The sequence below is a fragment of the Lentzea rhizosphaerae genome (assembly GCF_042649515.1).
Taxonomy (GTDB): domain Bacteria; phylum Actinomycetota; class Actinomycetes; order Mycobacteriales; family Pseudonocardiaceae; genus Lentzea; species Lentzea aerocolonigenes.
In genome coordinates this window covers 333,324-341,417 of record NZ_JBHRZI010000036.1, presented here as the reverse complement: position 1 = coordinate 341,417, position 8,094 = coordinate 333,324, and the positions used below count along the sequence as shown (strand labels likewise).

At 70.7% G+C, this 8,094-nt stretch carries 9 protein-coding genes; 7 read left to right on the top strand and 2 right to left on the bottom strand.

Annotated features, from left to right (window positions below; genetic code table 11):
* Positions 1–427 (top strand): HNH endonuclease signature motif containing protein (locus ACFOWZ_RS39210; protein ID WP_382379024.1); only part of this gene is annotated, 427 nt, incomplete at its 5' end.
* Between the two features lie 539 nt (positions 428–966).
* Here the strand turns inward: ACFOWZ_RS39210 and ACFOWZ_RS39205 are convergent.
* Positions 967–1,485 carry a hypothetical protein gene (locus ACFOWZ_RS39205; RefSeq protein WP_382379023.1) on the bottom strand — a complete coding sequence of 173 codons (519 nt, stop codon included), beginning with the start codon at positions 1,483–1,485 and terminating at the stop codon, positions 967–969.
* A gap of 87 nt (positions 1,486–1,572) precedes the next feature.
* On the bottom strand, positions 1,573–1,872 hold the full coding sequence (locus tag ACFOWZ_RS39200) for a hypothetical protein (RefSeq protein WP_382379022.1): 300 nt from the start codon (positions 1,870–1,872) through the stop codon (positions 1,573–1,575).
* A 197-nt stretch (positions 1,873–2,069) separates the two neighbouring features.
* Between ACFOWZ_RS39200 and ACFOWZ_RS39195 the strand changes: the two genes are divergently transcribed.
* From ACFOWZ_RS39195 to ACFOWZ_RS39170, 6 genes are read left to right on the top strand one after another with little or no spacing between them, the layout of a single operon-like run.
* Positions 2,070–3,320 carry an ATP-grasp domain-containing protein gene (locus ACFOWZ_RS39195; protein ID WP_382379021.1) on the top strand — a complete coding sequence of 417 codons (1,251 nt, stop codon included), beginning with the start codon at positions 2,070–2,072 and terminating at the stop codon, positions 3,318–3,320.
* On the top strand, positions 3,317–4,099 hold the full coding sequence (locus tag ACFOWZ_RS39190) for a Rossmann-like domain-containing protein (RefSeq protein WP_382379020.1): 783 nt from the start codon (positions 3,317–3,319) through the stop codon (positions 4,097–4,099). The genes ACFOWZ_RS39195 and ACFOWZ_RS39190 overlap by 4 nt, the downstream gene beginning before the upstream one ends.
* Complete coding sequence (locus tag ACFOWZ_RS39185) at positions 4,099–5,154, top strand: PLP-dependent cysteine synthase family protein (protein ID WP_382379032.1); 1,056 nt, start codon at positions 4,099–4,101, stop codon at positions 5,152–5,154. The genes ACFOWZ_RS39190 and ACFOWZ_RS39185 overlap by 1 nt, the downstream gene beginning before the upstream one ends.
* The gene (locus tag ACFOWZ_RS39180; RefSeq protein WP_382379019.1) at positions 5,151–6,158 is read left to right on the top strand and encodes a dipeptide epimerase; all 1,008 of its coding nucleotides are present in this window, start codon (positions 5,151–5,153) and stop codon (positions 6,156–6,158) included. The genes ACFOWZ_RS39185 and ACFOWZ_RS39180 overlap by 4 nt, the downstream gene beginning before the upstream one ends.
* A complete protein-coding gene (locus ACFOWZ_RS39175) occupies positions 6,155–7,324 on the top strand; it encodes an MFS transporter (RefSeq protein WP_382379018.1) in 1,170 nt (389 codons plus the stop codon). Before ACFOWZ_RS39180 ends, ACFOWZ_RS39175 begins: the two co-directional genes overlap by 4 nt.
* Positions 7,321–8,085 carry a class I SAM-dependent methyltransferase gene (locus ACFOWZ_RS39170; protein WP_382379017.1) on the top strand — a complete coding sequence of 255 codons (765 nt, stop codon included), beginning with the start codon at positions 7,321–7,323 and terminating at the stop codon, positions 8,083–8,085. The genes ACFOWZ_RS39175 and ACFOWZ_RS39170 overlap by 4 nt, the downstream gene beginning before the upstream one ends.
* Positions 8,086–8,094 lie beyond the last annotated feature (9 nt).

Below are 8,094 nucleotides of genomic sequence, written 5' to 3'. Positions count from 1 at the left end.
GCAGGTCGGCGAGGCGATGCTGGACACCGGCCAGCACCTCCCCGCCGACCAGCTCCGCCGATTGGCCTGCGACACGGGCATCATCCCCGCCGTACTGGGCGGCGAAGGCCAGCCACTGGACATCGGCCGCAAAACCCGCACCTTCCCCGCCCGCATCCGCCGCGCCCTCGTCCTCCGAGACCGAGGCTGCGCCTTCCCCGGCTGCGACAGACCACCCCGGCACTGCGACGGCCACCACGTCCGGCACTGGGCCGACGGCGGGGACACCTCGGTCGACAACGCGGTGCTGCTGTGCCGTGCGCACCACACGCTGATCCACCAGAGCAAGTGGGAAGTCAAGATGGCCAACGGCATCCCGACCTTCTACCCGCCAGCCTGGCTCGACCCCCAGCGAACGCCCAGACGCAACCTGATCAACACCGCCTGACCACGGCCAGGCGGTGCCGATGAAGGCCGCCCCGGCCACGGCCAGGCACTCTCGCCACGCCGAGAAACCAACGGCGGCATGGGGCGGTCGTTACCCCCCTGCCTCGCGGTACTACAGCCGCGTAGAGACAATTCCGGGAGGCGATTCCCGCGAGGCTAATCCGGCGAGGGCAATCCCGCGAGATCAATCCTGCGGAGCTAGTCCCGCAGAGGTAATCCCGCATGAGCGTCCTGCGTGGTCACGTCCAGTGCAGTCAATCTCGCGGAGCCGAAACCGAGCACCCAACAACCGCGATGGCGAAGCCGAGCCGGACAGGGCAATGCGTCATCGGGCAACCGGTAATGACGGAAGCCGACCAACAAACGCAACCACGCACGCTTGCGATTGGGGCTTGACTTTGGGAGCGAGGTGCTACGCTGGTTGGATCGGCCGGGCTCCTTATTGCCCGGCTTTTCAAGGCCGATGAGCGCCTCGCAAGGGCCCCGAAGTCAAGCCCCAATCGCACTCGTCGCGAAGCGGCGATGAAATGACCCGGCTCGTCAGTTGCTGTTGCCGGGCTTCCAGCCGAGGTAGTTGCGGAAGTACCGCACCGAGCTGCCGTGCCCGATCTTGCCGCCGACGCTGGTCGACCAGAAGCCGCCGTTGCCGTCGGCGATGCCCACGTGCCCGTACTGGCTGGTGTTCCAGAAGACGAACGCGCCCTTGGGCGGCGTGCCGGTGGTGTGCCGGGCGCCGTCCGAGGACCTCCAGTGCGCGATGGCCGACGCGTGGTGCGTGCTGCGGCTCCACGCGAGGCGCACGGCCCGCTCGCAGTACCCCTCGTACGCGGTGCTGCCGCGGCGGTCGGACATCCACTTGATCGCGCCGGCCGCGGTCTGCTGGATGCCGATCTCGCTGTCGACCGACGGCGCGGTGGCGGTGTCCTCCAGCCACGGAGCCGCGACCTCGACGCCGGTGACGTAGGCGTCCCCGGCGGTGGCGCCCGCCTGCCCGGCGGTGCTGATGAGAGCCGCGCCCAGCAGGCCGACGACCGCGGCCGTCACTTTGGTGAACCGCATGAACATCCCCTTTTCACATGACTGCTGTGTTGCTCACGCAGCCTGAAGGGGCGTCATCCACGGCCGATACACGCTCAATACATGGCGTCAGTGCTCGTCGTAGTGCTCCTCGTGGACGGCGTGGCGGTGGCCGTCGTGCACGTAGTCGACGTGGTCGCCGTGCGGAACCGACACGTGCCCGCACCCCTCGCCGTGCGCGTGCCCGTGGTCGGAGTGCGGGCGGTGGTTGTCGCCCGGCTCGCACTCGTCGAAGTGCCCGTCGTGGGCCTTGTGCAGGTGGCCGTCGTGCACGTAGTCGACGTGATCGCCGTGCGGAACCGACACGTGCCCACAGCCCTCGCCGTGCGCGTGGCCGTGATCGGAGTGTTCCAGGTGTGTCGTGGTCATGAGCCTGCCTTTCCCCTGTCACTCGGACGACCTGAGCGGTCACCGAACGCAGCAAAGTATTAGGCCATGCGCATGAACGGCGCACGCCGAACGCGCACCCGATCGGCCGCCAACAGGAGGCGGTGGATCTTCACAATCGACAATGATTACCATGTTCCTCAATCCGCCGCGGGTGTCGCGGCCGACGAGGAGGACACGTGGCTCACCTGTTGATGATCGAGAGCTGGGTCGGCGCGATGAGCTCGCTGCTGCCCAGGGCGATCAACGAGTCAGGGCACCGCTTCACCTTCATGACCCGCGATCTGCACCACTACCTGCGTGCCGCGCCCGCGCAGCCGCACCCGTTGCTGGCGGCGGAGAACGTGCTCACCGCGGAGACCAACGACGTGAGCGCCCTGCTCGGCCACGTCGAGCGCCTGCACGCGGTCCTGCGCTTCGACGGCGTGATCTCCTCGTGCGACTACTACCTCCCGACGACCGCGCGGGTCGCGGCCCACCTCGGTCTGCCCGGTCCTGATCCACTGGCCGTGGAACGGGCCTGCCGCAAGGACCTCACCCGCACCGCCCTGCACGAGGCCGGGGTGCCGGGTCCCCGTTTCGCCCTCGCCGAGGACTGGCCCGCGCTCGCCAAGGCCGCCGCGGAGCTGGGCTACCCGCTGGTGGTCAAGCCGGTCGACCTGTGCGCCGGGATGTACGTGCGCAAGGTGACCGATGAGGCAGAGCTGCGCGAGGCGTTCGCCGCGATCGAGGCGTTCCCGGTCAACGCCCGCAACCAGCCGAGGGTGCCCGCGGTGCTGCTCGAGGAGCTGCTGACCGGGCCCGAGGTGAGCGTGGAGACCGTCACGGTGGACGGTGCGACGCACGTCGTCGGCGTCACCGACAAGAGCGTCGCGGGCGAGCCGTGGTTCGTCGAGAGCGGGCACATGTTCCCCGCCGATCTGGACACCGCCGCGGCCGAGGCGGTCGCCGTCGCCGCGATCGAGGCGCTGGGTCTGGACCGCGGTGTCGCGCACACCGAGGTCAAGCTGACGCCGGAGGGCCCGAAGCTCGTCGAGGTCAACCCGCGGCCCGCGGGCAACCAGATCACCGAGCTGGTCCGGCGCGTCACGGGCATCGACCTGCCCGCCGCGTACGCCCAGCTGGCCGTCGGTGAACGGCCGGACCTGCGCCCGGCGGACACCGGGGTGCGCAGTGCCGCGATCTCGTTCCTGCTGCCTCCGCGCTCCGGCCAGGTGGCGTCCATCCGCGGTGCGGAGAAGCTCGCCGGCACCGAGGGCGTCGTGGAGTGGGCGGTCAAGCAACCCGGTCACCGGGCGGGCGATCCGACCAGCAACAACAGCTACCTCGGGCACGTCGTGGTGACCGATCCGGCCGGTCTCGGCGCGCGTGCACGGGCCGAGCAGCTCGTGGGTGGCCTGTCCGTCGACTACGCCGAGGAGTCCGAGTGACGCTCGCAGACCTCGTCGAGCTCGTCCGCGGCGGCGGGCTCGGGCTCGACCCGGCCGGTTGTCCGGTGAGCGTCGGGTTCACGACCAGGCAGGGCGCCCGGCACGCCACCCGTGGGCAGTCGTACCGCAACACGGTCGTGAGCCTTCGTGTGGAGGAGGCGGTCGGTTCCTGCGCGGTGGAGGACATCTCCGACGGTGAGGTGCACGGCTGTGTCGGCGCATCGGTGCTCGACCTGCTCGACCATGCGAACCCTGCCATCCGCACCGCCGCGCTGGACGCGTACCTCGCGCACGTGCGTCCGCATCACTTGTGCGCCACCAAGTCCATCACCGTCGGACCCGGCAGCTCACTGGCGAAGTCGATGGCTCGTGCGGAAGCCGTGATCGACCTTCTTGACCCCGCACCGGGTGACCAGGTGTTGGTGGTGGGCGTCGTCAACTCGCTGCTGCACCACCTGCGCTCGCGAGGCGTGACGTACGTGCCGTGCGATCTCAAGGGCGGTCGGACCGAGTGGGACGAACCGATCGCCACGGACGCAGAGAGCGCGCTGGACGCGTGCAACCTTGTGCTGGCATCCGGCATGACGGTCGGCAACGGCACGTTCGAACCGTTGCTCGCTGCGGGCAAGCCGATGGTGATGTTCGCGCAGACCGCCGGCGCGATCCTGCCGTGGTTCATCGGCAGCGGCGTGCGTGCCGTGTCCGCTGAGCCGTACCCGTTCTTCTGGCTCGACGGCGGCCCGACGACGATCCACCACTACACGGAGCGTCCGTCGTGATGATCCCGCGCCAGAACCGGCACCTGCTCGGTCTCCTGGGTCAGAGCCCGGTGGCCCGCATAGAAACGCCGCTGCCGCACCGGCACGGTGGTTTCTGGGCCAAGCTGGAATGCCTCAGCGCCGGCGGCATGAAGGCGCGGCCCGCCGTGTCGATGCTGCGTGCCGCACGCGAACGCGGCGAGCTGCGGCCCGGCGCGGTGGTCGTGGAGTCGACCAGCGGCACGCTCGGCGTCGGCCTCGCGTTCGCCGGTCAGGCCTTCGGCCACCCGGTCGTGCTGGTGGTGGACAGCGAGCTGGAGCCGTCGATGCGTGCCCTGCTGCGCGCGCACGGAGCCAGGTTGGAGGTCGTGGACCGGCCGCACCCGGTGGGCGGCTGGCAGCAGGCGCGGCTGGACCGGCTCCAGGCGGTGCTGCGCGAGTTCCCCGACGCGTACTGGCCCGACCAGTACAACAACCCGGACAACCCCAGGGGCTACGCCGGACTCGCGAGGGAACTGGTGGAGCAGCTGGAACCTGTCGACGTGCTGGTGTGCAGCGTCGGCACGGGCGGGCACAGCGCGGGCGTCGTCCGGGAGCTGCGGCGGTACTGGCCCGGTGTGCGGCTGATCGGCGTGGACACGATCGGTTCGACGATCTTCGGCCAGCCCGCGCGGTCCAGGGTGATGCGAGGACTGGGCAGCAGCATCCACCCGCGCAACGTCGCCTACGCCGAGTTCGACGAGGTGCACTGGCTGGGCCCGGTCGAGGTGGTCGACGCCTGCCGCAGGCTCGCCCGCGACGCCTTCGTCACCGGCGGCTGGAGCACCGGCGCGGTCGCACTCGTCGCGGCCTGGGCCGCCAGGGTCGAGCCGGGGGCGGTGGTCGCGACGATCTTCCCCGACGGCGCGCACCGCTACCTCGGCACGATCTTCGACGACGAGTTCTGCCACGCCCGCGGCCTGCTCGGCACGGCTTCGGACCGTCCGGTGGAGATCGGCGACCCGCACCACGTCGAGGCGACGGGCTGGACGCGGACCCGGTCGGTCGTCGCGCCCAGGGCGGCGGTGCTCGCGTGAACCTCACCTGGGAGGTCTACGGTCTCGACCTGGCCACACCGCTGCGCATCTCCAGGTCGGTGATGTCCCGCCGGGACGCCGTGCGGGTCGTTCTCGAGCACGACGGGCTGCGCGGCCACGGCGAGGTGGTGACGAGCACGTACTACGGCCTCTCGGTTGAGGCAATCACGTCCTGTTTGGACAGTCTCTCCCTGGACGAGCCGGAGACCGCGCTCGACGTTCTGCACGCGGACGACACGATCCCGGCGGGAGTGCGGGCGGCGGTGGACGCGGCTCTGCACGACCTGCTCGGGTTGCGCGGGTCTGTCCCGGTGCACGCGCTCGTGGGTGTTGAGCGCTGGCAGGACGTGCCGACGGCCTACACGATCGGCATCACGGACGACCCCGCGGCATTGGCCTCGGGTCTGGTCGAGCGCGGGTTCTCCGTGCTGAAGCTCAAGGCTGGGGCGGATCCGGAACGCGATGTCGCCACCGTGACCGCGGTACGGGCCGCCGCGCCCGACGCACGCCTGATCCTCGACCCCAACGGCGGCTGGAGCCCGGACGAGACGATGCGGGTGGTCGAGAAGATCACCGCGGCCGGTGTCGTGCTGGACGCGGTGGAGCAACCGATCCCGCCCGGTGATCCAGATGCGCTGGCGTGGGTCCGGGAGCGTTGTCCGGCACCGCTGGTCGCCGACGAGGACGCCGCCACGGTCGCCGACGTGCGGCGGCTGGCGGGCGCGGTGGACGGCGTGAACGTGAAGCTCGCGAAGTGCGGTGGCCTGCGCCCGGCGCTGGAGATCGTGGCGGCCGCTCGTGAGGGCGGGCTGGATGTGATGCTCGGCTGCCTGGTCGCCAGCTCGCTGGGGATCGCGCCGGCCGTTCACCTCGCGGGGCATGCGCGGTGGGTCGATTTGGACGGGCACCTGTTGCTGGCGCACGACCCGTGGGCGGGGATCGGCGGGGAGGACGGCACGTTGCGGCTCGCCGGGGCGCCGGGGCTCGGGGTGGTGCGGCGATGACCCGCCGCTTCGCCCTCCCCGTCCGGCTCCTGCTGGTCAACCAGTTCGCCGTCAACACCGGCTTCTACCTGCTCATCCCCTACCTCGCCACCCACCTCGGCAGCCTCGGCATGTCCGCCGCCGTGATCGGCGTCGTGCTCGGCGTGCGCACGCTCAGCCAGCAGGGCCTGTTCCTGGTGGGAGGCACGGCGTCGGATCGGCTCGGCCCGCGCACCGCCATCCTCGTCGGCTGCGCCCTGCGCGCGGTCGGGTTCGGGCTGTTCGCGATCGGCGAGTCGCTCGCCGTCGTGCTGGCCGCGTCGGTGCTCAGCGGGCTGGCCGGGGCGCTGTTCAACCCGGCCGTGCGGGCCTACATCGCGTTGGAGGCGGGTGAGGCGCGCACCGAGGCTTTCGCGCGGTTCAACGTCTACGCGCAGGCCGGTGCGTTGTTCGGCCCGGTGCTCGGCAGTGTGTTGCTGCTGTGGGACTTCCGGGTGTCCGCGCTCGTGGCGGCCGGGATCTTCGCGGTGCTGACGGTCGCGCAGGCCGTCGTGCTGCCCGCGCGTCCGGCGACCCGCAAGGGCGGCTCGATCCTCGGCGACTGGCGGGAGTGCATGGCCAATCGCCGGTTCGTGGCGTTCACGTGTGTGTTGAGTGTGATGTTCGTGCTGCAGAACCAGCTCTACCTGTTGCTGCCGATCCAGGCGCAGAAGGCCACCGGGTCGAACGCGGTGGTCGCGGCGCTGTTCATCGTCTCCACCGTCGTCACGCTGCTGTTCCAGGTCCGCCTCACCCGCCTGCTGGCCGAACGCGAACGCGGCCCGGTGATCGCGGTGGGACTGGGCGTCATGGGGGCGGGTTTCGCGGCGCCCGCGCTGTGGTCGGGGCTCGTGCCGGTGCTCGTCGCCACGCTCGCGCTGGCCGTCGGGGTGATGATCGCGCATCCCCTGGTCTACGACCTGATCCCGAAGTTCGGCCCGGACAGCCTGGCCGGCACCCACTTCGGCGTGTTCTACCTGGGATCCGGTATCGCCGCGGCCGCCGGCAACGCCGCTATCGGCTGGGTGAGCGGGTTCGGCGACCGGCTCGCGTCGCTGCTGTGCGTCGCGATCGGGCTCGCCGGGGCCGCCGGGATGGCCTGGGTGCACCGCCGTGGGGCTCTCACCCTGGAAGGGGCCGTCCGATGAACCTGCTCACCGACAACCCCGAGCTGTACGAGCACCAGTTCCCCGACCCCGGCCACGTCGCGGCCCGGTTCGTGGACGACGTGGTCACCAGGTTCGACGGGGGCCGGGACCTGCTCGACGTCGGATGCGGCACCGGCCGTGACGCGGGGTGGTTGTCCCGCAACGGTTATCGCGTCGCCGGGATCGACAGCTCGGAGAGCATGCTCACCCACGTCCGGATACACCACCCCGAAGTCGACGTGATGCTGGCCGACATGCGCGGCTTCGACCTGAGCCGCACGTTCGACGTGATCACGTGTCTGGACAGCGCGATGCTGTACTGCCACACCAACGCCGACCTCGACGCGTTCCTCAGCCGGTGCCGCGCGCACCTGAGGCCCGGCGGGCTGTTCGTCGCGGAGATGCGCAACGGCGCGTTCTTCCTCGGCAACACCGAACTGCTCGACGGCGTGCGCACCCGCTCGGTGACGTGGCGCGGCACCGAGTACACCTCGCACACCGAGCTGTGGATCGACCACGCCGCACAGTTGTTGCGCCGCCGCCGCACCTGGGAGTGGGGCGCCGAACCGCTCGTGCAGCGGTCGGCGTGGCGGCTGCTGTTCCCCCAGGAGCTGCGCCACCTGCTCGACCTCGCCGGGTTCGAGGTCCTCGCCCTGTTCGACTCCCCCGGTCCGCGCACGGACCAGCCGTGGTCGGCGAACGCCCCGCTGAGCACCGCGCTGTCCGGCGACCGCCTCCACGTCGTGGCCCGCCTCCGCTGAAAGGAACCA

Bases quoted from the DNA above. Each gene is read 5' to 3' on its own strand.
- ACFOWZ_RS39205 (WP_382379023.1), bottom strand. From the start codon at position 1,485: ATGCGGTTCACCAAAGTGACGGCCGCGGTCGTCGGCCTGCTGGGCGCG.
- ACFOWZ_RS39200 (WP_382379022.1), bottom strand. From the start codon at position 1,872: ATGACCACGACACACCTGGAACACTCCGATCACGGCCACGCGCACGGC.
- ACFOWZ_RS39185 (WP_382379032.1), top strand. From the start codon at position 4,099: ATGATCCCGCGCCAGAACCGGCACCTGCTCGGTCTCCTGGGTCAGAGC.
- ACFOWZ_RS39175 (WP_382379018.1), top strand. From the start codon at position 6,155: ATGACCCGCCGCTTCGCCCTCCCCGTCCGGCTCCTGCTGGTCAACCAG.
- ACFOWZ_RS39170 (WP_382379017.1), top strand. From the start codon at position 7,321: ATGAACCTGCTCACCGACAACCCCGAGCTGTACGAGCACCAGTTCCCC.